16 protein-coding genes and 2 rRNA genes are annotated in these 26218 nt (G+C 52.6%); 8 read left to right on the top strand and 10 right to left on the bottom strand.

Annotated elements, in window-relative coordinates:
- Positions 1-279 precede the first annotated feature (279 nt).
- The 3 genes from KTH_RS30780 to KTH_RS30770 form a co-directional block, all read right to left on the bottom strand.
- Positions 280-3257: ribosomal RNA gene (locus KTH_RS30780) — 23S ribosomal RNA — on the bottom strand.
- Between the two features lie 319 nt (positions 3258-3576).
- Positions 3577-5060 (bottom strand): 16S ribosomal RNA (locus KTH_RS30775).
- The 16S and 23S rRNA genes sit together here, the layout of an rRNA operon.
- Before the next feature lie 715 nt (positions 5061-5775).
- The gene (locus KTH_RS30770; RefSeq protein ID WP_497622707.1) at positions 5776-7014 is read right to left on the bottom strand and encodes an NAD(P)/FAD-dependent oxidoreductase; all 1239 of its coding nucleotides are present in this window, start codon (positions 7012-7014) and stop codon (positions 5776-5778) included.
- Between the two features lie 394 nt (positions 7015-7408).
- Between KTH_RS30770 and KTH_RS30765 the strand changes: the two genes are divergently transcribed.
- Both KTH_RS30765 and KTH_RS30760 read left to right on the top strand, forming a co-directional pair.
- Positions 7409-8290, top strand: coding sequence for a hypothetical protein (locus KTH_RS30765; RefSeq protein WP_497622705.1), 882 nt, complete (start codon positions 7409-7411; stop codon positions 8288-8290).
- Positions 8291-8718: 428 nt separating this feature from the next.
- A complete protein-coding gene (locus KTH_RS30760; RefSeq protein ID WP_111322636.1) occupies positions 8719-9336 on the top strand; it encodes a helix-hairpin-helix domain-containing protein in 618 nt (205 codons plus the stop codon).
- A gap of 84 nt (positions 9337-9420) precedes the next feature.
- Here the strand turns inward: KTH_RS30760 and KTH_RS30755 are convergent, their stop codons facing one another.
- The 3 genes from KTH_RS30755 to KTH_RS30745 are packed head-to-tail and all read right to left on the bottom strand — an operon-like array spanning position 9421 to position 11228.
- Positions 9421-9936 carry a PaaI family thioesterase gene (locus KTH_RS30755; RefSeq protein WP_497622704.1) on the bottom strand — a complete coding sequence of 172 codons (516 nt, stop codon included), beginning with the start codon at positions 9934-9936 and terminating at the stop codon, positions 9421-9423.
- A 17-nt stretch (positions 9937-9953) separates the two neighbouring features.
- Positions 9954-10799, bottom strand: coding sequence for an aminotransferase class IV (locus tag KTH_RS30750; protein WP_497622702.1), 846 nt, complete (start codon positions 10797-10799; stop codon positions 9954-9956).
- 27 nt (positions 10800-10826) lie between these two features.
- A complete protein-coding gene (locus tag KTH_RS30745) occupies positions 10827-11228 on the bottom strand; it encodes an EVE domain-containing protein (protein ID WP_497622701.1) in 402 nt (133 codons plus the stop codon).
- Positions 11229-11507: 279 nt separating this feature from the next.
- Between KTH_RS30745 and KTH_RS30740 the strand changes: the two genes are divergently transcribed.
- Complete coding sequence (locus KTH_RS30740) at positions 11508-11852, top strand: DUF4342 domain-containing protein (RefSeq protein ID WP_174843923.1); 345 nt, start codon at positions 11508-11510, stop codon at positions 11850-11852.
- 64 nt (positions 11853-11916) lie between these two features.
- Here the strand turns inward: KTH_RS30740 and KTH_RS30735 are convergent, their stop codons facing one another.
- Positions 11917-14403: a DNA gyrase/topoisomerase IV subunit A gene (locus KTH_RS30735; RefSeq protein WP_497622699.1), complete on the bottom strand. Its 2487-nt coding sequence runs from the start codon at positions 14401-14403 to the stop codon at positions 11917-11919.
- A 3-nt stretch (positions 14404-14406) separates the two neighbouring features.
- Positions 14407-16494: a DNA gyrase/topoisomerase IV subunit B gene (locus tag KTH_RS30730; protein WP_111322583.1), complete on the bottom strand. Its 2088-nt coding sequence runs from the start codon at positions 16492-16494 to the stop codon at positions 14407-14409.
- 418 nt (positions 16495-16912) lie between these two features.
- On the opposite strand from KTH_RS30730, the gene KTH_RS30725 reads away from it, so the two are divergent.
- Both KTH_RS30725 and KTH_RS30720 read left to right on the top strand, forming a co-directional pair.
- Complete coding sequence (locus tag KTH_RS30725; RefSeq protein ID WP_497622697.1) at positions 16913-18277, top strand: helix-turn-helix domain-containing protein; 1365 nt, start codon at positions 16913-16915, stop codon at positions 18275-18277.
- An 84-nt stretch (positions 18278-18361) separates the two neighbouring features.
- Positions 18362-19015, top strand: coding sequence for a zinc ribbon domain-containing protein (locus KTH_RS30720; RefSeq protein ID WP_497622695.1), 654 nt, complete (start codon positions 18362-18364; stop codon positions 19013-19015).
- On the opposite strand, the gene KTH_RS30715 is transcribed toward KTH_RS30720, so the two are convergent.
- Positions 19002-19301, bottom strand: a complete 300-nt coding sequence (locus tag KTH_RS30715) for a J domain-containing protein (RefSeq protein ID WP_170142591.1) — start codon at positions 19299-19301, stop codon at positions 19002-19004. The genes KTH_RS30720 and KTH_RS30715 overlap by 14 nt on opposite strands.
- 287 nt (positions 19302-19588) lie before the next feature.
- Here KTH_RS30715 and KTH_RS30710 point away from each other — a divergent pair, with 287 nt between their 5' ends.
- The 3 genes from KTH_RS30710 (at position 19589) to KTH_RS30700 (ending at position 24642) form a co-directional block, all read left to right on the top strand.
- On the top strand, positions 19589-20806 hold the full coding sequence (locus KTH_RS30710) for a YihY/virulence factor BrkB family protein (RefSeq protein ID WP_497622692.1): 1218 nt from the start codon (positions 19589-19591) through the stop codon (positions 20804-20806).
- A gap of 273 nt (positions 20807-21079) precedes the next feature.
- Positions 21080-23968 carry a sensor histidine kinase gene (locus tag KTH_RS30705; protein WP_497622691.1) on the top strand — a complete coding sequence of 963 codons (2889 nt, stop codon included), beginning with the start codon at positions 21080-21082 and terminating at the stop codon, positions 23966-23968.
- 2 nt (positions 23969-23970) lie between these two features.
- Positions 23971-24642, top strand: coding sequence for an HD domain-containing protein (locus tag KTH_RS30700; protein ID WP_111322571.1), 672 nt, complete (start codon positions 23971-23973; stop codon positions 24640-24642).
- Positions 24643-24651: 9 nt separating this feature from the next.
- On the opposite strand, the gene KTH_RS30695 is transcribed toward KTH_RS30700, so the two are convergent.
- Positions 24652-25779 (bottom strand): hypothetical protein, encoded by a 1128-nt coding sequence (locus tag KTH_RS30695; protein WP_497622689.1) that lies wholly within the window; start codon positions 25777-25779, stop codon positions 24652-24654.
- Positions 25780-26218: the final 439 nt, after the last annotated feature.

Here is a 26218-nt window from a genome sequence, read left to right as displayed (position 1 = left end):
ATTTCACAGTTCTCGTGAAGAGGATTGTAATTGTGAAGGCACATACAGATAGAGAGCAAGCGCTTCAGTGCTACACTGGAGCGCTTTTCGCCTGATGGCGGACCAAAAATGCAAAAAGGCCCGTCCCCGCTTCCGGGGCGAACCTCTTTCTCCTGTCCACTGAAGACGAGAAAGCACGTTTCTAAAGAGCGATCATTCAATTTTGCCGAACTGTCATCGATGCTGCACCCGCTCGGGCACCTTCCTCTGCACCACTTCCCCTCACCTCCGAGGCAACGATTCAACAAGCCGTTCGACCATTAGTCCCGTTCCGCTTCGCCTGTTACCAGACGTCCACGCACGGTCTATCTACCAGATCTTCTTTCTGGGGTCTTGGCTCCCTCCTCTCGGAGAGAGCGGGAAGACTCTTCTTGGGGTCGGCTTCGCGCTTAGATGCTTTCAGCGCTTATCCTTTCTTGACGTAGCTACTCAGCTCTGGCCCAGGCAGGCCAACTGACGCACCAGCGGTCAAGCCATCTCGGTCCTCTCGTACTGAAGATGACTCCCCTCAATCTTCCTGCGCCCACGACGGATAGAGACCGAACTGTCTCGCGACGTTCTGAACCCAGCTCGCGTGCCGCTTTCATGGGCGAACAGCCCAACCCTTGGGACCTACTCCAGCCCCAGGATGCGACGAGCCGACATCGAGGTGCCAAACCCTGCCGTCGATGTGAACTCTTGGGCAGGATCAGCCTGTTATCCCCGGGGTAGCTTTTATCCGTTAAGCCACACTCCTTCCACTCGGGAATGTGGGATCACTAAGCCCGACTTTCGTCCCTGCTCGGCCTGTCTGCCTCGCAGTCAAGCTCCCTTCTGCCTTTGCACTCTCTTCGGGTGATGTCCATCCACCCTGAGGGAACCTTTGGACGCCTCCGTTACCCTTTGGGAGGCGACCGCCCCAGTCAAACTACCCGCCTGACCCTGTCCGCATGCCAGCTTATGGCTCACGCGTGAGAAACAAAACACAACGAGAGTGGTATTTCACTGTTGCCTCCCCCTCCCCCACAAGGAAGGGTTCTCCGGCTCCCACCTATCCTACGCACGTCCTGCCTCGTTTCCAGGCCAAGGTGTAGTAAAGCTCCACGGGGTCTTTTTGTCCTGTCGTGGGAAACCCGCATCTTCACGGGTACTTCAATTTCGCCGAGTCCTCTGCCGAGACAGTGCCCAACTCGTTGCTCCTTTCGTGCGGGTCGGAACTTACCCGACAAGGAATTTCGCTACCTTAGGACCGTTATAGTTACGGCCGCCGTTCACCGGGGCTTAGATTCATGGCTACGCTCACCACTCCTCGTAACCTTCCGGCACTGGGCAGGAGTCAGCCCCTATACTTCCGCTTTCGCGTTCGCAGAGACCTGTGTTTTTGGTAAACAGTCGGTTGGGCCCATTTCTTGCAGCCTGCTCACCCCCGTGCCTCTCAGCACGAAAGCTACTCAGGCCCCCCTTCTTCCAAAGGTACGGGGTCATTTTGCCGAGTTCCTTAGCAGAGGCTCCCTCGATCACCTGGAGAGACGTCTCCCTGCCTACCTGTGTCGGTTTGCGGTACGGGCAGAGCATGATCTCGCTAGAGGCTTTTCTTGGCGGCATGGGGGCCGATGACTTCCGCACCCTCTTCGGGCGCTCGGCCCTGCTGTCACGCTCACTGTGGCCGGGATTTTCCTCGTCCACGCGCTTCAGACAGGGCACCCGTCCTGTCCATTCGACGGGCTCACCTTCCTGACCGCGTCCCCCCTTCACTCAAACGATCTGCTCTGGTGCAGGACTGTCCTACCTGCTCTCCATCGCCTACGGCTTAACGCCCTCGGCTTAGGTCCCGACTAACCCTGGGACGATTGACGTTGCCCAGGAACCCTCAGGCATTCGGTGTATCTGGTTCTCACAGATATAACGCTACTCATTCCGGCATTCTCACTTCTTTTCCCTCCACCAGTCCTCACGGTCTGGCTTCTCTGGTCAAGAACGCTCCCCTACCATTGATCTCATATGAGACCAATCCACAGCTTCGGTAAGATGCTTGAGCCTCGGTACGTTGTCGGTGCCAGTTCACTCGACCAGTGAGCTATTACGCACTCTTTCAATGATGGCTGCTTCTAAGCCAACATCCTGGCTGTTATTGCGCACTGACTCCCTTTCACACTGAGCATCTTTTAGAGACCTTAGCTGGTGGTCCGGGCTGTTTCCCTTTTGACGACGAAGCTTAGCCCCCGCCGTCTCACTCACAGGGACGCACTCGTGGCATTCGGAGTTTGATTGGGTTTGGTAACCAGCACTTGGCCCCTAGCCCATTCAGTGCTCTACCTCCACGAGGGTTCTTGCCTGTGGCTGCACCTCAATGCATTTCGGGGAGAACCAGCTATCTCCGTGTTCGATTGGCATTTCACCCCTACCCACAAGTCCTCCCCCAGTTTTGCAACACTGGTGGGTGCGAGCCTCGACGAACTTTCACATTCGCTTCACTCTGCTCATGGGTAGCTCACACGGTTTCGGGTCGGTTCCTTGCCACACGCTGCGCCCTCTTCAGACTCGGTTTCCCTCTGGCTCCCCTTCTTTACCGAAGGTTAACCTGCGACAACGAACCACTCGCCGGATCATTCTACAAAAGGCACGCCATCAGTCCTTGGTCCTCCTTGAGGACAGTGACCTCTGACAGCTTGTGAGTACGTGGTTTCAGGGTCTCTTTCATCCCCCTCTCGGGGTGCTTTTCACCTTTCCCTCACGGTACTGGTTCACTATCGGTTGCCAAACGTGTTTAGCCTTGGAGGGTGGTCCCCCCAGCTTCCCACAAGGTTTCACGTGCCTCGTGGTACTCAGGATCCCTGCGCTTGTACAGCCGCCGTTCTCTACGGGACTCTCACCCGCTCTGGTCAGGCGTTCCAGCCTGTTCGAGTAGCGATTGTGCAAGGGAGTGCAGGTCCTACAACCCCATCCGTTCCGAAGAACGAATGGTTTGGGCTCTTCCCGGTTCGCTCGCCACTACTACGGGAATCTCGGTTGATTTCTTTTCGTCGGGTTACTGAGATGTTTCAGTTCACCCACTGCCCTCCACCTTGCCTATGGGTTCAGCAAGGGGTATCCAGACATCACTCTGGATGGGTTGCCCCATTCGGATTCTCAGGGCTCATCGCTTGGATGCAGCTCCCCCTGAACGTTTCGCCGGTCTCCGCGTCCTTCATCGGCGTTTGGCACCTGGGCATCCACCTCGTACTCTTGTGCGCTTGTGTGCAATCTGTGCTCTCTTGATGATGAGGTGTTCATGGTCCTTCGGACTGCGTCCTCCTGGATGCAGACCGATGACCTTTTCAGCAAAATTGAAGGATTCTCTTCTTTTGCTTGCTTTCTTCTTCAGTTGTTCAGGTACGACGGGATATGATCCTCTGTGAGGAGGGGTATGCCTCCCTCACGTGCTTGGTGCGAGGACCTTCACCGCTGAAGAGTGGAAACCAGCCACTGGCCGGTGCTGTCTGTTTGGTTCCTGCTCGACCTGGGATCGGATGAGTCTGCGGGGACAGTTTCCTGTCTCCCTCATCCTGTACTCCCTAGAAAGGAGGTGATCCAGCCGCACCTTCCGGTACGGCTACCTTGTTACGACTTCACCCCAATCACCGACCCCACCCTCGACGCCTGCCCCCTCAATGAGGTTAGCCCAGCGGCTTCAGGTGTTGCCGACTTTCGTGGTGTGACGGGCGGTGTGTACAAGACCCGGGAACGTATTCACCGTAGTGTGCTGACCTACGGTTACTAGCAACTCCGACTTCATGCAGGCGGGTTGCAGCCTGCAATCTGAACTGAGACCGGGTTTGATGGGATTGGCTCCCCCTCGCGGGTTGGCTGCCCTTTGTCCCGGCCATTGTAGCGTGTGTGTCGCCCAGGTCGTAAGGGCCGTGCTGACTTGACGTCATCCCCACCTTCCTCCGCTTTGTAACGGCGGTCTCGCTAGAACATTCAACTAGCGACGAGGGTTGCGCTCGTTGCGGGACTTAACCCAACATCTCACGACACGAGCTGACGACAGCCATGCAGCACCTGTCACACTGTCCCGAAGGAAGACCCCATCTCTAGGGTTGTCAGTGTGATGTCAAGACCTGGTAAGGTTCTTCGCGTTGCATCGAATTAAACCACACGCTCCGCTGCTTGTGCGGGTCCCCGTCAATTCCTTTGAGTTTTAATCTTGCGACCGTACTCCCCAGGCGGACCACTTAACGCGTTAGCTCCGATACCCGAAGGGTCGATACTCCGGACATCTAGTGGTCATCGTTTACGGCTAGGACTACCGGGGTATCTAATCCCGTTCGCTCCCCTAGCTTTCGCATCTGAGCGTCAGGTACTCTCCAGGGCGCTGCCTTCGCCTTCGGTGTTCCTCCGAATCTCTACGCATTTCACCGCTCCACTCGGAATTCCGCACCCCTCTAGAGCCCTCAAGTCGGACAGTTTTCGCACGCCTTCATCAGTTAAGCCGATGACTGTCAGTGCAAACTTACCCGACCGCCTGCATGCGCTTTACGCCCAGTAACTCCGGACAACGCTCGCCCCCTACGTATTACCGCGGCTGCTGGCACGTAGTTAGCCGGGGCTTCTTCCTGTGGTACCGTCCTTGCTCGTCCCACAGAAAAGCAGTTTACAACCCGAAGGCCGTCTTCCTGCACGCGGCGTTGCTCGGTCAGGGTTGCCCCCATTGCCGAAAATTCCTCACTGCTGCCCCCCGTAGGAGTCTGGGCCGTTCTCAATCCCAGTGTGGCTGATCGTCCTCTCAGACCAGCTACCGATCGTCGCCCTGGTAAGCTCTTACCTCACCAGCTAGCTAATCGGCCGCAGGCCCATCCCAAAGCGCCCTTGCGAGCTTTGCTCCCGAAGGAGCGTATGCGGTATTGTCGGCGATTTCTCGCCGGTATTCCTCACTTCAGGGTAGGTACCCACGTGTTACTCACCCGTCCGCCACTCCCTTCCACGAGGGAAGGGCGTTCGACTTGCATGTGTTAGGCACGCCGCCAGCGTTCGTCCTGAGCCAGGATCAAACTCGCCATTCAAGCGTTGTTTCTATCTCGACATATCCTCACAGGATATGCGATCATGCTTGGTTGTTGTTGTTTGATCTGCTCAATGGAACAGATCACAGAATCAACAGGAACTGACATTGCACTCCTTCTTGGAAGAAGGAGCCTCCGTCCATGCGGTTCTGTTTTCCACTCTTCAATTGTCAAGGTACTCGCATAACGCGCATAAGCATCATTTCTTTTGCTTTCGCGCTCTTCTCGATTGCTCCGGTATTGTAGCAGTTCGACCTCGCTTTGTCAAGCCTTTTTTTGAACGGGATTTTCGTCCCGTCATCATTGCGGCTTGCCATCCCTCACACCGGTCACGTTCCTGTTTGAGAGCGTTGTAATCTTCCGCCCGATCACCTCTGTCACATGACAGCAGCGACCGTTCGTCGAAAACAACACGCGGGAATCATGAACCCGTGGAGAGCCACCTTACCGTGGCGCGAGAACTGCATGCGCTTCTTGTTTGGCCGCCACTGGGACCTTCAAGAGCGAACCTGCGTTCGAGGCTTCGTTAGTATGCCACATCGACACGTCCTTGTCAAGTCCCTTTTCTGCCCCGTCATCTCGGGCTGCGGGCCTTGCCAGCCGTATTCCCTGCGGCGAAGCGTATTCTCGCACATCCCCTCGCTCTTGTCAAGAGGGAATTTCAAACAAACAAAAAGCAGAGGGGAAGCCAGGCACAGCAGTTCCCCTCTGTCACTCAGGCATTTGCCGTTGCGGGTCGCTGAATACGCTCTAGCAGCAGTTCTAAAAAGCGCTTCCCACCGCTTCTGAGGAGTCGTGGATTACGGGCAATCATTCCCATAAATAACCCGGCACTATAATCACAGTGCAGTGCCTGAGCTACCTGCGCGGGAGTCAGGCGTTTCAACATATCAAGCGCTCCATTCCACTGCTCATCGCTAAATGCCGCAATATGCTTATTCACCAGATATGAGATCTCCATATCACGACCAAAGCGGGCTCGCCACTGTCTATCAAAGCGGCTAAGGAACTCAGCTGAGTTATCACCGGCCTTGATAGCATCTCCAGCGACAGCGCCAGCCATCTGCCCAGAGTACATCGCGAAACGAATTCCTTCTCCAACCAGAGTTGACCCATGAGAGCCAGCATCACCAGCAAGCAAGAGCCCCGAACGCGAGAAACGCTCTACAGGCCGTTCAGCAGGGAACAGTCCCGTATGATACTCAATCGGACTGGCTCCCTTCAACTTCTCCTTCAGTTGTGGCATATTCCAGACATTGTTCAGATAAGGGCGAGCATCCTCATCACTATCAGGATGAATCACACCAACGCCAAGCCGAACTCTTCCATTTCCTCTGGGGAAAGCCCATGCATAGCCCTGAGGGGCATAGATACTTCCCATAATTAAGTACACAGTGTCCTGAGGATAAGCCGGAGCGTACAAATCATACTCCGCACCAAAGCCATAGCGATGGAAGGCCGAGCCCATCTCGGTACGTACGCCAACATGACGCGAAAATCCACTTGCATCAATAACGACATCAGCATACAAGCTGCTTCGCGCGCTGACATGATTTTTATACGTAACGCCAACGATGCGCTCGCCCTCGCTCAATACCTGATCCACTGTATGACGTACCCGAATTTCGGCACCCGCTGCTATCGCTCTTGTCGCCAGATACTGGTATAATCCGCGGATATCAACCACACAGGCAAGCGCAGTATCATAATGGAAACTGACTTCACGGTCAGGAGAAACAAACACAACGTTGTGAATAGGGTGATAAAGATGCTCGGGAACAGAAAGCGCTTTCATGTCGCTTATCCAGCTACCTCCGCTGGTATGAATGGGGTACCCTATTTCATTCTGACGCTCAAGGACAACAACTCGCGCCCCTTTAGATGCAGCGGCTTCTGCCGCAGTAAGGCCCGCTGGCCCTCCTCCAACAATCAACACGTTATACGCTTCAGACATGGAATTCCTTCTACTTTGAGAGTATGGAGAATGCAAATTTGCAAAACAAATAAAGAAACCGACCGGCCGGTGTCGGGAAAGAACAGGATCACAGATTTGGTTATTGAGCAACAATCATTACTCTATAACACCAACCATTCTGTTTGACATAGTATACACGGTGCAGTATTCCAGCGACAATATCAGAAAGCAAGGCCAAAATACCTTATCAACCGCCTGGCATCAGGAGATCATCCAGGGTACGCAACTTTTTTCCTCCCTGACTCGTGTATTTCCAGAGGGATACAACATTTGAACCGAAGATGGACATTAGAATAGTTTCAAAAGAGAACATTCTTATTCGCTCTAGCCTGTGGGCAGCGCGATTTTATACCAGGCTGAAAGGAGGGCTAGTATGTATACTCGCACTACAGTCGTCGGCGTGTTTACCGACCGTACTCAGGCCGATTATGCTATTGAACAGCTTCAGAATGCAGGTTTCACAAACGAGCAGATAGGTTTCATCGCACGTAATCCAGAGACAGGAGATACAGTCACAGAGTCAGGAGCTGAGGCAAAGGCAACAGCAACAGCCGCAGGTGCAGTCGGCGGCGGCGTGGTCGGTGGCGTTGTTGGAGCAGGCATTGCCTTGCTTATCCCGGGAATTGGTCCGGCTATTGCAGGTGGTGTGCTGGCTGCAACACTTGGCGGTGTCGCAATTGGAGCCGTCGCCGGTGGGCTAATCGGAGCTCTTACTAACATGGGTATCCCGGCGGATGAAGCCAGATACTACCAAGAAGAGATTGAAGCCGGTCGAACCCTTGTGACTGTAAAAGCCGGTGACCGCTATCAGGATGCGCTTACTATTCTGCGCCAGAACGGGGCCTATGTACGCACAGATAATGAGGTACAGCAAACCGATCAGAACGATGTCCAGTATACACCTGAAAATCAGGTACCGCCTTATCAGCGCCCAATGGATACCGCTTCTACAGAACCAGGCCCGGTTGCTTATCCTGGCGGAACACCACTCGGCAGCCCCGACTACACGCAGTATAATGAGCCAGCCCCAGAGAAGATGCAACCTGCTCATTACGAAGGTTATACACCCGAGAAGCAGACACAAACAACCAACTATGAAGGCTACACTCCTTCAGAAAAACAGGTACCAGCCGAAACCTATTCACACGATATTCCCCCGGTAACCGAGCGAAAAGAACACGAAATCAGTAAGCGTGATCTCACCGAGGAAGAACAACGGAGACGCTCTACAGAATCACCTTATGATCGACGCTAACAGCAAACAGGTGAGGAGTTACAAAAACTCCTCACCTCTCTTTTTTCTCTAACCCTCTATACATACTCAATCAATACCTTTCTATCATTCATCAAAGAATCACTCACTTTGAGCTTACGCAATAATCGCAGAAACGGTTCTCCAAACACTCATAACGCACCCTATCCGTTCGGCTTCTAGCACCTCCATTTCCGAATTTCGATACAAGAAAAAGAAGAGTAGAGTAGAGGATGCAAGAGAAAAGAGGCGCAATGCACTATGGCAGCCTCTGAGAATAGAAATTTTGACGATAGAAGAGATTTATGCTATAATTAGAACACGATTTCAATGTATCTCTCCGTACACTAACGTATTTTGATCTTCTTATTTCACCGTAATTCGTACGCTTTTTAGTGAGTGCCACTACACAAGAGGTTAGTGTACAACATATGAGCATATTCCAGCTTACCCAAACAATTCAAATCGTCCCATCCCTGCCCGCACGCTCTGGGAAACGTCCATCACAGCCGGTCTTGCCAGGCATGGAGCCGGAGGCTGAGGTCTCACCTAAGGTGAGCAACCGTCAGATAGCTGAAGTGCTCTCAGGGATCGCAGACCTGCTTGAGAGTCAGGCAGGCAATCCTTATCGTATTCAGGCATATCGTAATGCAGCGCGAGGCATCCTGGACCTGGCAGAACCCGCAGCAGATATTCTGGCTCGCGGAGAGGCGCTTCCTATACCCGGACTCGGCGACCGCCTGCGTACCCGCATTCGGGAACTGGTGGAGAAAGGTGTGATGACCTTTCATAATGGCCTCTGTCTTCCTGCTTTGCCAACCGGTGTACGGGCCTTACTCAATGTCGAACACGTCGGCCCTTATACTGCCATCAGGTTGTATGAAGAACTGGGAATTGACTCTGTAGAGAAACTATGGTGGGCAGCGCAACAGCAGCGCATCCGCCAGCTCTCGGGCTTTGGCGCACGTAGCGAAGCTCGCCTGAAGGAAGCCGCACAGAAAGCATTAGGCGGTCCAAAAAAACAACAGTCCCTGAATGAGATCGCCTGAACATCACACCTCTTACTCCCTCAGCCTGCTACAGTCAATTGTAGCAGGCTTCCTACTTGCTCTCTAAGAACCGCGAGCGTCTGCTTATGAGCGCATCACCAGACACGTTGTCGTTGCATGCGCATACAGTTTACCTGCAGCGTCTATCAGTTTTCCTTCAGCAGTCGCGATACGACCGCCAACATGAATCACCTTTCCCTCGGCATAGACTGTTCCGGTCTCGGCAGTCAAAGGGCGTAGATAGTTTATCTTCAATTCAATCGTCGTATACCAGACACCCAGGGGTAACTTCGAGTGAACGGCACACCCAACTGCCGAATCAAGCAGCGTCGCCGCCACTCCCCCATGAACTGTCCCAAGCGGGTTATAATGATATTCAGCAGGACGACCGGTGAAAACAACGCGCCCCTCCTCCACTTCCACCAGTTCCATTCCAATCAAGCACGCAATGGGGGGTGGCGGCAAAGTCCCATGCTGAATCGCTTTCAAATACTCGAAGCCGCTCATGGCTTTTCCCTGCTCCATCAGCCGCTTTGGATCTTCCCAGGCAAATGTACGTGTTCTTTCTATCCGCGTCTCTTTCTCCATTACGACAGACATTCCTTCTGCTGTTTCTCTTAAAAATCGCCTCGCTGAACCATATCAATAAATCGTTGTTCCAGCTCATATGTACGCTTTCCGGCTTTGCCAGAACCGATAACGAGATCATCAATCTGTACAACAGGCGTGATCTCTTTTGATGAGGATGATAGAAATGCCTCATCAATTTCGGGTAGTTCCGAAACGAGAATCGGTCGTTCTTCAATTGCGAAGCGTCCCTGAGCTAACTTCAATACAGTATCTCGTGTGATCCCAGATAACACCCCCTCACGAGGCGTAATCAGGGTATCTCCGCGAAAGATAAAAAAATTGCTGCGTGTTCCCTCCAGCACCTCGCCTGCTGCATTGACATATAGAGCGTCGGCCGCATTCTGGCGTGCAGCCGCTTTCAAAGCTCGTATTGCCTGCACATAATTTGACGTTTTCGCCTCCGGTAGCTCACGCCCTACCCGTGCTGTAATGACTTTGATTCCACGCTCAAAGCGCTCCATATCTCGCTCAGGCAATGGAGTTATTAACACAGCTAGAACTGGTTTCCCTGTCGGCAACACACCATCCTCGCTCTCACCGCCGGTTACAAGTACACGAATCGAGGCATGAGTATACGTGTTGCGCTCGATCACCTCATGAATGATAGCCGCAATCTCAGTCAGGGTATACGGTACTTCCAGATCAATCAAGGACGCCGAGTGAAACAGGCGCACCAGATGATCGTGTAGATGAAATGGGCGGCGGTTATAGGTTCTTAACCCCTCAAAAACGCAGTAGCTCCGCAATACAGCAACATCATTAATTGAAAGAGTTGCCTCATTGGGATGCACCCATTTTCCGCCAACATACCAAATAGCAGATGTATCCAGCATCTCGCAAGCACTCCTTCCAGGGGGTGATCAGAGCGGCTGGCCCTGTTGCAACCATGCGATAAACTCTTCCGGTACAGGCATCGTTGATAGACGACTCTGCCGCACCAGACTCCAATCATCAAAAAGATGCGACTCCTTGATTTCCCGCAAGGGAATCGGGCGCGTCAAATGACGAACAAAGCCAAGCTCAACCACCCAGCTTTTCGCATCGTTCGGGTCAGGGCGAGGCTCTGAAAGCACTTTTGCCACACCGACAATAGCCGCCTCCTTACCGCTATGATAGATCAGTACCTCATCACCTAGCTGCATAGCGCGAATCGCCTTTACTGCCTGCGGATTGCGCACGCCATCCCACGTCGTTCGCTTTTCTCGTTCCAGATCTAAAATAGAATACTCACCTGGTTCCGTTTTTGCAAGGTAAAAAGCCATCCCACACCTCCTTCTACACGCAAAGTTACCAATCAGAGGATAAAAAATAGCAAATCCTCGTTAAATTTTTCAACTTTTTCCCCTCTGTTACCGTATATAAGATGTAGCCGTGAAGAAAATAGCATGGCTACACATTCAGCATACAACACTGGCGAGCGATCCGTAAACAAATCAGCTCACACCAGTAATCAGCCGAACGCTTTCTGCGCAGAGTAAGCAAACGGTCGTTTCCTATTGAGCATTCCGTATACGTCGAAATAGAAGTAAGGAGAGCTAACCATGACTCAGACAAACCCGAATTCCGACCCCAATATTGAGCAGAAGACCTATGGTGTTGAGGAATTACAGGTCGTTGGTGAGCAGCTTGTCACAAAAATCAAGGAACTTCTTCACGAAGGAAATGTCCGTCGCGTCATTATCAAGCAGGACGGTCACACACTGCTTGAGATCCCGCTGACTATCGGCGTTGCAGGCGTTCTGCTGGCACCGCAGCTTGCAGCTATCGGCGTTCTGGGCGCACTGCTGACTCGCTGTTCCATCGAGGTTATTCGCTCAGGCGAGAAAACCCCGGAGGAGCGTCGGATTGAAGAAATTCGTCAGGATGAGGTTCCTCCTACCCCTTAAAAAGCATACATGCGAAAAGAAAAGCGCTCTCGATATTCTCAGAGAGCGCTTTTCCTCGGTTCTGTTACAATTTGACGACGCTCAGGACGCGTCCATTTGCTACCTGCATCCCCCCCTGCATACGGGGCGCCGGCCCCAGATCCGCAATGCGTAAAGCGGTTACCTGATTACTACGGGCATTCTCCTCCCATGCCAGAAGCACATGATCCTGCTCATGTACCAGCATTGTTGAGAAAACGCGATCAGTCTCAAGCAACTCAGTGGTAACGACGCCAGCCGTCGCGCGTCCCCGTTGCGGGTACTCGCTGAGCGGCACCTTTTTGACAGTTCCCTGTACGGTGACAACCAGTATACTGAACTGATCTGGCTGTGCTTCTGCCTGGTCGGCATCCAGATGCGATGCACTGATCACAGTGCCGCCTTTCGCCAGCGAGATCGCAGCCACTCCCTGACCTACACGCCCTTGTGAGCGGAAGGTGTCATCGCTGAAGCGCAACGTCTGCCCATAATCAGTTGAGACAAAATACTCACCACGTCCGCTTGAGAGCAACGCAGCCACGACTTTATCTCCCTCCGCGAGCTTCATATCCTGTACACCGTCCACATCTGCCGTCTTATACTCGCTCAGAGGTGACTTCTTAACCTTGCCATATTCGCTGAAGGTAACAAGATAGCGCTCCTCCTCATACGAACTGATCGGCAGAATGCTGACAATCTCCTCCCCCTCTTCCAACTCAAGCAGATTGGCGATTGGCTCACCTTTGCCCGAACGAGTCGAGGAAGGGATCAGATGGGACGCAAGCTGAAACACGCGTCCACTTGATGCGATGCAGAGCAGGTATTCACCGGTTGCCGTCGCGATTACCTGCTGTAGCTGCTCATCACTCCGAACTGGAGTATATACAGCAGGCTCACCTGGCTGCTTACTCTTTGGAGTATAGGTATCCGCCGGAAGCGCCTTCAGCATGCCGCCACGAGTGTACACAACGGTCAGCGGCTCACGCTCATGCAGGCTTGGTACCCGGGTAATCGGCGTGTGAATTGTGGCTTCAGCATCAATGACCGTGCGACGCTCATCCCCAAAACGCTTGATCAACTGCTGCATCTCACGTTTTAACAACGAGAGCAAAGTCCGACGATCTGAAAGCAGGCGTTCACGCTCACGAATACGCTGCTGAAGCTCTTCCTGCTCTTTGAGATACTTACCGATGTCGAGACGCGTAACCTGTGAAAGCGTCATCGAGGCGATCACATCCGACTGTCTGGGAGTCAACTGATACAGCTCCTCGATTGTCCGCCGCGCCGCAGCTCGATCCTCCGATTGCTGAAAGATGCGCACGATTTCTTCCGCATGGGTAGCACCAATCATCAGACCTTCAACCACATGCAAGCGCTCCTGAGCTTTGCGCAGCTCGAACTGTGTGCGCCGCGTCAGAACATCAATCTGATGCTCGTTCCAGTAGTTCAGCAGTTCCAGCATACCAACTTGTTTTGGTTGACGGGCCTGCTGCATTGGAGTACCGAAGAGAAAGACCATCTGAAATGAAAGCGCTACCTGCAAATCGGTTTCACGATAAAGCTGAGTAAGCACCTGCGCCGGGTCTGCATCTTTGCGCAGTTCCAGCACAATGCGCGTGCCTTTCTCGGTATCGCTTTCGTCGCGCAAATCAGCCATCAGCCCTTCAAGCTTATGCGCATTGAACGCCTTGATAATCGAGGCTTTCACCTTATCGCGTCCGATCGGCGGGATCTGTGTCACTACCAGTGAGCGGCTGCGCGGTGTCTCCTCAAGCCGCACATCGGCACGTACAATAATACGCCCCTTGCCGGTAGTAAAGTAATCCTTAATCCCCTGGATACCAATAATCTGGCCTCCCTGCGGGAAATCCGGGCCCTGAATATATGTCATCAGCTCTTCAACCGTCATCTCAGGTTTATCGAGCAGAGCAATACAGGCCCGCAACACCTCGGTCAGGTTATGGGGGGGAATATTGGTCGAGAGGCCAACCGCGATCCCACTCGACGGATTCACAATAGGTGGAATGCGCCCGGGCAAATAGTCCGGCTCCAGTACCTTCGGGTCCTGCTTATAGGTCGGATGCAGCGGGACCGTTTCGCATTCCATATCGGCCATCAGCGCTTCAGCCAGAGGAGAAAGGCGCATCTCGGTATAGCGGTAGGCAGCAGCTGCGTCGCCGTCCTCACTCCCCATATTGCCCTGTCCCTCAATCAAGGGATAGCGCATCGAGAATGGCTGCGACATACGCACAGCAGCATCGTACACAGAAGTATCACCATGAGGATGATAGTTACCAAGAATCAACCCAACTACCTCGGCACTCTTCACCGTTGAGCGATTTGAGAGATAGCCAGCCTCCCGCATCCCGCTGAGAATACGGCGATGAACTGGCTTAAGGCCGTCACGAGCGTCGGGTAGCGCTCGATCGGTGACTACAGAGAGGCCATATGTCGCAAAGGCATGCGACATAATGACCGAAAAATCTTCTTGAACAATCCCCGGTTCAATTGTGTTATCCGAGACACTAGCCATACACTACACATCCAGTTCTTTCACTTTACGAGAATGTTCGGCCAGGAAGACGCGTCTCCGCTCAGCATTTCGATCTTCCATCAACTCTGCGACCAGCTTGGAAGCCAGCACGCCATCTTCCATCGTCACGCGTTTCAACACCCGGCGAGCAGGATCAAACATTGTCTCACGTAGCTCTTTGGCGTTCATCTCGCCAAGCCCTTTAAAGCGCTTGAACTCCATATTCCGTGCGTCGGGATGCGTGCGCAAAAACTCCTCACGACTCTCATCGTTCAGCAGCCAGATGACTTTGCCTCTGTACTTGACCGAGTAGAGCGGAGGGCAAGCAATATAGACATGGCCGCGTTCGATCAGATCACTAAACTCCTGGTGAAACAGAGTTAACAACAGACATTGAATATGCAGGCCATCAACATCCGCATCGGTTGCAATAATCACGCGGTTAAACTTCAAGCGTGTGATATCAAATGTGTCACGCGTCCCAGTTCCCAGGACATTGATAATCGTGCGAATCTCATCATTTTCTACGATACTCTTCAGGTCGGCTTTCGCGACGTTCAGCGGCTTCCCCTTCAGCTTCAACACAGCCTGGAAGTCAGAAAAACGACCCTGACCGGCACTACCACCCGCCGAGTCACCTTCAACGATAAAGAGTTCGGCTCGTGATGGATCATTGGTATTACAGCGTAAAAACTTCTTGGACAGCGAGGTATCCATCATCTCGCCATTTTTCTTATTGCCAGCCCGCGCCAATTCTTCTACCAACAGCGCTTCATTGCGAGCCTTCTGCATCTGCTGTATCTTTTTGAGCCACTCTTTGCCCGGTCCCTGATGATGTTCAAACCACTCTTTCAACCCCTCGTCAACGACTGAACGAACGATACCTTCAACCGGCGCATTATTCAGACGATCTTTTGTCTGCCCCTGGAACTGAGGGTTGACCAGCTTCACCGAAATGACCGCGTTCAATCCTTGCTGGATCACTTCTGGCCTGAAACCGTCTTTTTCACGATTTTTGATGACACCAAACTTCAAGGCGTAATCATTGACCACTTTGGTTAAGGCCGCCTTAAAGCCCGTCTCATGTACACCGCCATCGCGGGTACGCACCGCATTCGCATAGCTGTAGAGCGCGATCTTATATCCAGATGTGGGCTGAAGCGCTACTTCGACCGAAACATCATCCTTCTCTTTTGCAATGCCGATAACATATTTAAACAGTGGATCGCTGGTTCCCTCCGACAGATCACGCACATAATCAGGCAGGCCCTCGCGTGAGTAGAAGACCTGTTGGACCTGCTCACCCGAAGCCTCATCCCAGGCATCCAGATGGAACGACACACCACGGTTCAAATATGCTGACGCCTTCAGACGACTGATAATCGCTTCCAGTGAATAGTAGGCATCTGGGTCAAAGACGGAACGATCGTACAGCCAGCGGAACTGTGTTCCGTGCAGCGATGGATCACAGGGCCCGATATGATGCGGCAACGCGGTACCTCGGCTAAAAGTCTGGGTAAACTGCTGCCCTTCTTGCCAGATTGTCAACTCCAGACGCTCCGAAAGGGCATTAATTACCGTTGTGCCAACACCATGCAGACCACCTGCTGTCTTGTACACGCCTTCAGAGAATTTCCCTCCAGAATGCGGTACAGTCAGGATCACCGTCGCTGCAGGAAGATATTCACCTTGATAAAGCATAGGATCGAACGGCAAGCCACGTCCCTCGTCTCGCACTGTCACCCAGCCATCACGATCGAGAGAAAGCCAGATATGTTTTCCATACCCGGCCACAGCCTCATCTACAGCGTTATCAAGGGCCTCCCAGATCAGGTGCAACAGCCCCGAAGTAGAGGTCGAGCCAATATACATACCCGGGCGATGGCGAATAGCCGCGATGCCCTCAAGTACCTGAATATCGGCAGACGTATAATTCGATCCTTTCTTCTCAGATCGGGAAGCTTTTGCCGTTTCAGATGAGGCTTCCCCATTCTGTTCGGTAGGACTTTGTGCCACTAAAAATGAAAACTGCTCCTGAGTCGCGCCTACCTCGTCTTGAGCAGGAGGGAGTGCTTTTGGGGAACGAGACATCAAACCCTATACCTCTCTTTATCATGCTTTTTGCCTAATCAGGATAACGTCTAATATCTGGAAAGTCAAGATAACCCGGCTTCTTTTTGGGTCATAAGTTCTATGCATTCCTTCTTCCCTGCCCGCGCAAAAATGGAATCTCAGTACTTTTCCTCGGCAAGTACAGACATGGTAGAAGGCCAAACGATAAAAAATGATGCTCCAGCAACACCATTGCTCTAACCGACAAAGATACCACTTATGATAAAGGATTGATACATAGAAACTCAATAGGCCTGCTAGACTGATGATCTATGTAAACCTCGTTTTCGCTCGGTATTGTATTTTTCTTTTTTCTCGATTATAATTATCCTGAATTGTTCTATACTTACTCATTTACCTATTCTTAACCTTACATCAGGGAGGATGGCAAAGGCTTATGCCTCGTCCGTCTAAGCACGTATCACCAGATACGCTAGGGGGTCGCATAAGAGCTGCGAGGGAACAATTGCAGCTATCTTTAGCAGAGGTCGCTGGCAATCAGTACAGTCCCAGTCTGATCTCACAAATCGAGCGAAACAGAATCGAGCCTTCAGTGGACAGCCTGCGGTATCTGGCCGAACGGTTACATCTCCCCCTTGAAGATCTACAATATCTTGCACAACAGAATAAAGAAACCGAGGATCAAGGCTCTCAACCTGACCAGCTCTTTGAAGAGACCCGAGCAAGGGCCACGCTCCATCTGCAAAAGAAAGAAATCGCAGCCGCGATTCAATTATTAGAGCATCTCTACTTACCAGAGATCCCACCCCGGCAACGTTGGCGGCTCGCCGCGTTACGGGGGCAATGTTTCTTTGAACAGCGCAAATTTTTGCGGGCACAACAGGATTTTATCTACGCGCTCAGCATTTGTCCACCTGAACCAAAATTCCTACCTCAGGAGCAACGGCAGGATCTCATGCTACTCCACTTGCATCTCGCTGGCACCTGTCGCGAGCTTCAGCAACCTGAGGATGCCCTTGAACACTATCGGACCGCACTGCATATCATGGATCGTTCAACACCTTCTGGCTATGTGGCTGAGGCCCATTGGGGAATGGCGCTCCTCGCTTCCTCGCAGGCTTTCCGTCTCCCTCGCAAAGCAAGCGAACGACACCAGAGCAAAGAGGCCTCCCTTCAGACCGCACTCAAACACGCAGAACAGGCCCGCTCTCTCTATTGCGCTATCAACGATCAACTCTCCGCGGCGGCTGTCACTCATCAGATCGCCCAGCTCGAATATGCACTTGGGCAGCATGAACATGCTCAAGCTCACCTTCAGGAGATCCTGCATACCTGGCTCTATACGCTAAAACAGCCTCCTGCCAGCACACGAGAGGGACAGCGACGCCAGAAAGAAGAGGCAAGCGTTGTCTCTGGCGCGGCCTGCTTGCTCGCAGATATCGCGCTGGAAGAAAAGCGCTTTGATGAGGCCCGCAAGTATGCAAATCTCGCGCTAGAAGCCGGACAACGCAGCTATAAACGGCGGCGCGCTGATGCCTACACGATACGGGGCCGCATTCTGGAGGCCATTGATCCCCATATGCCTGAAGTAGAAGAGGCATTTCGCAATGCTACCCGCGAGCTGGCGGACACTCAGCGTATTTCCGCTCGCATTAGCGCCCATGTTCGCCTGGCCAGGCACTATCTGAAAATTGGCAAGATTCAGGAGAGTGAACACGAGCTAGAGCAGGCTCGCCTGCTTTCTGACCTTGTGAGCCACAGCGGAGATGATATCACAACCGATGAACTCTCTTCTGCGTAGTTTGTAGTGAAGTTGGAGTGAGATGGAGTACTCATTTTTGCTCTACCACCACAGGCGAGGAAACGTCATAAGGGGTAACACCAGATGAAACCAATCACAGGACAATACGAGTGCGAGCATCGTTCGGGTGTGGGACTGGACTACTTCACGTCACGCATCGATCGGTTAACCCTCTACCCGAACGGGCGCTTTCTGCTCACTGTTCAGGATCGCAGCCGCATCGCAAATGCCGCGCAATCATTCCTTCAGGGACAGCAGATCTCACATAGCGTACCAGAAACCAGATACGAAGGAAGCTATACACAGCAGGAAAAGCTTGTCTCGATGCAATTCGACAATGGACGCCAGGAACAGGCTCAACTTTCATGGAACGGGGAAGGGCTTCAGATCGGCAAAAACTACTTTCAGAAGGTCTCCGACTCAACCATGCTGCCGCCCACCCATCGCGTGCAGAAAGATATGAACGACATTGCCAAAGGCCTGAAAATCGCTGGCACGGTCGGCAGCTTCGCGCTGAAAGCGGCCAAAACGATTCAGAAGACGGTGCAAACCGTGCAGGAGAATCCTGCGCCACAGCAGCCCAATCAGCCGCCATCTCCGGCGCCAAACACATCACCCCAGACGCCACCGCCGACGCCACAAGCCAGGCCACAGGGTGCCATCTTTTGCGAGATGTGTGGGGCGCGTTGCCGCCCGGGCAAACGCTTCTGTAACCAATGCGGGGCTATGCTCTATTAGAGTGAGGGGATAACTCCTTCATCAAGATATTGTACGCCTCTATCACCCTTTGCATCTGACGAGGATCACCGCCTCGATCGGGATGATAGCGCATTGCCAGTTGTCGATATCGACGCTTAATCTGTTGCGGGGTCGCGTTCAGGGGCAGCCCGAGGACGCTAAGCGCCTGCTGTTTCAGGAGAAACGAGCGGGCGGGGTTGGCCTTACTCTGCCAGAACGAACGCACCCCGACTCGCACCACATCCCAGAGCAGGGATGCAAGCGAGGGCGAAGAACGTGCTCTCATACTATTATGCCTCGTCAGTGCGTTTTTTCTCCGATAGACAGAGACGATTGTATCCCTCAATTCCTCTGTTCTCTCCAATAATAATATATGTCTCTTTTTTATGCAATGAAACTGCATGAGAACCAGAGGCCGTGAAAGAAATAACCAATATATCTCTGCTCAGTACAATTGTATAGATACTCTCAAACAGGAAGAGCGACTGAGACAGAAACAATTCTCATCCATAGAGGGATGCGATTGTGACTCTTGCACCACCATACACGGCGGATCGAAAGGAGAAAGATGGGATGCAGAAAGATGGGATCCAGAAACTAGAGCACAAACTGGCCGACGCAAAAATCGTCAAACAAACTGAGAAAAAAACTCATGTCATCCAGGAATTTATTACCAAGTTTAACAATGACTGGTCGATGAATCTGGCAGGCCTACTGGCCTATAACCTGCTTATGTCAATGGTGCCCATCGCGATCGCGCTGCTGGCAATTCTGGGCTTTACGCTTGGCTCATTTACCAACCCCGCTGATATGCTCAAGCCAATTGAGACCATTTTTCCGGGCCTGGCAGGCAACCAGAACGCAATGACAATCGCGTTTCAGCAGGTCGAGCACCTGAGAACTAGTGCATGGGCGATGGCCATAATCGCTGTCATTCTGGCCATATGGAGCGGCTCACGCCTCTTTGTGACTATTGAGGGCTGCTTGAATATCATCTATCGTTTGCGCCCGCGCCCTTTTCTACAACAGAATCTGGTTTCTATCTCTATGCTTCTGCTTTTTATCGTGCTGGTTCCCATCATGATTATCGCTGCCAGCGCCCCAACGCTGATTCTCGGCCTGGTTGGCTCCAATCCAGCCCTAAAGATGGTTCCCTTCCTGGGAGCGGTAGTCCATAACCCGCTCATTTCCTATCTGAGTAGCGTTCTGGGCGGTATTCTGGTTGGCTGTATCCTTTTCGGCGCCATCTACACGATTATGCCCAATCAGAAAATCAGCTTTCGGACCAGTTGGTGTGGTACGCTTGTTGCAGCCGTTGCACTCGAACTCTTCCTGCTGCTCTTCCCGCTCTACATTCAGCATTCAATGGGCAGCTACACAGGACAGGTAGGCTTTGCCGTGATTCTTCTGCTCTTCTTCTACTATTTCGCCGTCATCTTAATAGTCGGCGCAGAGGTAAACGCTTTCTTCTTCGAGAAGGTCCGTCCGCTTCCAAACGATGTGGTTACGTTTATCAGTACAATGGGCGGCATGCTCCACCTGAATACAACGCAACGCGAGCCCCATTATGTCGATAGTACTCCAACAGAACAGGCAGAAAAGGCGCGTACAGCCTCTATTGCGCAACAGCCAAACAAAGCAGAGCACCAGCCAGAGCAGCGCAAACAGAAACCCACCAGAAAAACCGCTATCAATCCAACCCTGTTAGAAGTCATCATGGGAACCGCGCTGGCCTTTTTGCTCCAATGGCTCAACCTGCGACGCGAACAGAAAAAGAAACCCGCCAGATAGTATAGCCTACAGCGCCTCTAGAGCTTTCTGGAGGCGCTTTTTGCAAGACTGGAAGGCCGCATCAGCGCCTGCGCAGGAAGATTGTATCAGGAAAAAGCGCTCATTACCTGTACCGGCATATTCCTTGACGTGCGTCATGAGGATCTGTTACACTTTCACTCAAACCAGTGAGATTCTCAAAAACCCCGAAACACAGCCATACAAGGGCAAAAGCTTTGCAATACCATTTCAACAGCGCTCTGTACCGGTTGTATCTCCAGACGAGGTCAGAATATGCCTGATAAGCGTCCTTTATCGACGAGTGGAGAGGAACATCATCAACTCCTCAATGCCCTGCGTGAAAGCGAACTGTTGAGAGAATTATCTGAACTGCTTGCCTCATCGCTGGACCCAACCCGAATCCTTCAGGTTCTGGTGAAACGGACGACGGAAGTATGTGAGGTGGAACGGTGCGCCGTCTGGCTCCTTGACGAAGCGCAGGGAGTCTTTCTTCCTTCAGCCTACCATTTCGCTACGCCTCAATTAAGAGGCAAAAAGCTACAAATAGCTGATTATATCTGGCACCGGAGCCGCCTTCCCTACAATGACCCCGTCGTACATCAGCTCTTCCACCAGGAACACAAACACCTCTCGATTATTGACCTACGCAAAGCCTCAAGCCAATTTATGCGCACCATCGCGGAGAAATTCTTTGTACACTCTGTATTGTTGGTCGCACTGATCCGTGAGGGCCGCCCCGTTGGCGTCATGTCACTGGATAATCCCGGCAAAACGGTCACATTTTCTCCCGAACAGCAACAACTGGCTCAGGCCATCGGTCATCAGGCAGCCATTGCGATTCACAATGCCCGCCTCTATCAGGAAGCCCAGACCGAACGTATGCGAGCCGAACGACTGATCCAACGCGCTCAATCTATTTATAAAGTCGCCGCAGCCGTCAATTCAGGAGAAGCACTTGCGACGATTCTGGATATCGCGTCAGAGCAACTGGTGCAGGGTATGGGAGCAGAAAGTACTGTGATTGCGCTGCTGCATGCAGATCACCTTATCGTTACAGGAACCGGCGGCTCGATCGCACCAGCCTCGGATTTTCCCCTTTCCCCCGCACTTTCCCTGCTCCCGACCTGTGAACAGGCGGCAATAGAAGGTTCTCCGCGCTTCATCAGGACACACCAGGCCGAAGCAGAAGAGCGTGCTTGGTTTCAACTGCTTGGTTCGAGTGCTTGCATGATTGTGCCTCTGGTGGGTGAGAAACAGCAATCGGGACAACAAAAAGACACCACCACTCACTGTCTGGGTATAGCCTTTATCAATTATCCCCGCGAAGCCCGTACTCCGACTTCTGGCTACTATGCCTTCGCGCTGGATATTGCAGCCCAGTGTGCCCTTGCAATCGAGAAAGCGCGGATTCTGGCGGAGGCCCATCAGGCCGCCACCCTGGCAACCGAACGCGCCAACACCTTGAAAGCAACATTTGATGCGATGAGCGAAGGCATCCTTGTGCTTGACATGGATGGATTTGGCATTATGCACAATAGTATGGCCCGTCGCCTGCTCACGCTTCCACACAAGAAACCGATTCAAGCCGCTGAGATCACCCGGCTACAACGCGCCTATACTCTGCAAGGACAACCCATTCCGGCTGAAGATTTTCCGCTCTTGCGAGCCTTGCGAGGCGAACATATCCGGGGAGAGCGCTATATCAGCCGCCAGATGGACGACATAGACCGTATTATTGAAGTCAATGTTGCCCCGGTCTATGCAGATACGGCGACGCAAATGGGGATCGTCTGCGCCTTTCGTGATGTCACCGAGCAGGTTTATGCTGAACGGCGCGTGCGGCGCGCCCTGGATACGATCCTCCATGCAGCTGAGGCTATTTCCAGTCAGACCGACATTGAAGAGCTCCTTCATAGCTTGCTTGCCCGCACATTGATAGCGTTAAATTGCAATCGGGGCATGGTGCTGCGTTACAATGAGGACCAACAGGACTTTGTGCCCTTTATCGCCATTGGCTTTGAGGATGAACGAGGACTTTCCTGGCTGGAAGAACAAGCAAGTTGGCTCTATCCAGAGGGCGACCAGTACGCCGGCTTCCGCCAGCGCATTCTGGCCGGGAACGTGACCCTGATCAGCGGCGATCAATGCCCGGAACATCCCAACCCCTACTACGAAACCATGATCCTCGCCGCGCCCATCAAGCATAATAGCACGCTTCAAGGGCTTATTTTGCTTGATCGCTCCCTGCTCCTGCAAAAAGAGCAAGAGGGACAGTCAGGCTCAACACGTCCACTCTCCAACCCGCTCTTCTCTTCCTGGGACCTCACGGTTGTGGAAGGGATTGCCCAGTTTGCGGGCCTTATTGTGGAACAGGCCCGCCTGCAACAGGAGGCCGAAACGGCGCGTCTGAACGAGGCCATTATGCGACAGGCAAACGAGCTCAAAGACGAGTTTCTCAGCATCACAGCCCATGAATTCCGCACGCCGCTGACCATTATTGTCGCCCATGTGCAGATGATGGCCCGCAACCTGAACAAACATCCTGATCTTAACAACACACTCAGTGCCAAGCTCCATGATAGTATTTCCATCGTTGATGATCAGGCCCATCAATTAACCAACATTGTGAATACCTTCCTCGAAGTCACTCGCCTGAATAAGGGTCAGATTATCATCAAAGAAGAAGAGATCAACCTGCCAGATATCATTCATCGAGCCGTCGAAGATCATGCGACAACCTCTCCCATCCATCAACTTCACTTTAACATGAAGGAAGGGGAATACCGCGTGAAAGGTGATAGCGCACGCCTCTCGCAGATTTTTGCCAACCTGCTCCAAAATGCGATAAAATATAGCCCGCAAGGGGGGCCGATTACAGTTACCCTCCAAAAGAGGCAGCATAATGGCAAACTAGTCGCAGAGGTACATGTGGAGGATAAGGGCGTTGGCATCCCTGTTGAGGCTCAATCTCGCCTTTTTGAGCGTTTTTACCGCGCCCCCAACATCTCACACAGTCAATCACGGGGCGTCGGCCTGGGCCTCTATCTGGTCGCGCAATTCCTCCATCTGCATGGGGGCACGATCCGCGTAGAAAGTAGTGGCATACCAGGTGAGGGAAGCTGCTTTATCATCACATTACCCCTGTTAGAAGGAACCTCATAAATATGTCTTCTTTACGTAGCTGGATTCTGGAGCGAGCGCGAAAAGCGCTTGAACAGGAGGAATGCCAGGATGCGTCACATGACTTTGACCATATAACGCGTGTACTGGCGCTGGCAGAAACAATTCAACAGCAAGAGGGGGGCAATCTGCCCATTATCTGGGCAGCCGTCGCTTTTCACGATATTGGGCAGGAGCGCGAACGCCGTCACGGAGGTGATCACGCCCTGATTGGTGCCGAGATGGCAGGCGATCTGCTCACACAGACACCGTTCCCACAGGATTCAATCCCGGCAGTACAACAGGCTATTCGCGAACATCGCATGACAGGCGGCAAGGTTCCCACACAGCTAGAGGGGCGTATTCTCTACGACGCGGATAAAATAGACTGTCTTGGCGCGATCGGTATCGGGCGGCTGTTCTGTATTACCGGGCGCTACAATCAGAAGGTCTACTCCGAGCTCCCCGCCGAGATCGAGACGCCAGTGGCACCACAAACGATCCGGCAACTGCGTCGCCGTCCTGACTACTCGCCAAGCATCGAATTTGAGCTCCTCTTCGGGAATCTGCCGGAACGAATGACGACCAGCACGGGGAAATACCTGGCAAAGGAGCGCTATACCTACATGAAAGCCTTCTTCAAGAGATTGCGTGCAGAGGTGGTAGGTGAACTCTGATGAGTTCGCCTACCAGACGACGAAATTGAACGCTGTCCGCTTCGTTGTTGGAGCAGTAAGGTGAACCGTGAAGCCAACTTCTGGCTGAAGAGAGACATACTGCACAACAACCGGGCCGGGATCAGAGAGCAACGTTACCCACACGACGCTACTGCTTGTGACGGCTTGCAGATGAATCGAAACATCACGTTGCCCTTGTTCAAAGACACCCGAGCCATGTACGGGCTGCCGCTTCAGCTCCTCTTGCTTTTCCCGCAGCCTGATTGCTGGCAGGATTCGACTTTTATAGCGCTCAATCACCGGAATATGGGCGCTTGTGGCTTTCTTAGGCCCGGTCGAGAACGCCGCCGGAATATGAGCGCTTGTCATCGCTTCAGCGGGCTGCTCGGGCTTTGGTGGCACGACACAGCGGATCCGCTTTAACGTCGGCATCTCCTGGGTCTTCTGTTGTGGAATAGTTTCCAGGCGAATCTTTGTATTTCGTCCAGCCAGGCGCTGTGGTCCTGTCCCAAACTGTGATGGCCCGATGTAGCCCATGGAACTGGGAATAGGCGTTGGCCAAACCGGTACAAACGGGCTCACAGCGGGCGTCTCCACCGTCTTGAACTTGCTCCATTGATCGTCTGGCGTCGCCACAAAATCCTGTTGAGGTAGTGAGCCAAGCGACGGCATTTCCGGTGCTGGCGAAATGATCCGAATCGGGCGTGTATCCTCCTGTTCCGTCTCTTCAAGGCCACTTGCGGTCACTCGCTCGCGTGGCTGTGCCGCAAAAGAAGACGAGATCTTCTTCATAAAGCGTGTAATGATATTCAGGTTACGCGGAGGCGAGGTAACAGGCTCCTTTGACTGCTTTTCCACAACGGGAAGCTGTGGCCGCGTAGGCACCTTCGTCCTGGCCGAAGCTCTGGTAGTAGTTGCACCTTTCGATGACGGAGCCGCACGAATAGCCCGATGTCGCAAACTGAAGCGGGGAGGAATGAGAGCGCGTGCGGAAGTACTTTCACCACCCCCCTCCGCATCCTGTACCTTCTCCCGTAGAGCCGCTTCAATCGAAGCCGAGAGATCATGCCTCTCTCTGGCCGTTCGAGCATACCACGTCTTTTGAAGCTGCTCTTCTGGCTCTCTATACACCGACATTTCAGCCCCCAAATTCTCACCTTTCCATCTACAAAAGATATATTTTGGAACGTTTACAGGCAGTATAACACACGTCTTCTCAAGTTCAGGCATTGATAGCCATAATAGCACATGCCTCATCTCTCGCATGCAGCGCCGCTTGTATAGTTCAACGATTCTCTATACAAAAGCAGAGCAAGATACCTCTCTTCCTTTGAGAAACCGGGAGCTCTTGAGAGGCCGCTTCCCATTGTTCAGTTTGCTTTGGATAGAGCTATTTCAACGTCCCTGACACGATAAATAATTGTGTTCCCGGTCCTCTAAAAAGACAGTCATTCCTCTATTTCAGCGATTACCTTTTCCCCCCGGGTGTAAAACTGCGTACAACTAAAACAAAACAAACAGGTAGCTTGACAAGCGGAGCCTTCATTCAAAGACTGGATAGGAATTTCAGGAAAAA

The sequence above is a fragment of the Thermosporothrix sp. COM3 genome, from assembly GCF_059696735.1.
The sequence above is the reverse complement of the archived record's forward strand: the minus strand, read 5'-3'. Positions and strand labels throughout refer to the sequence as shown.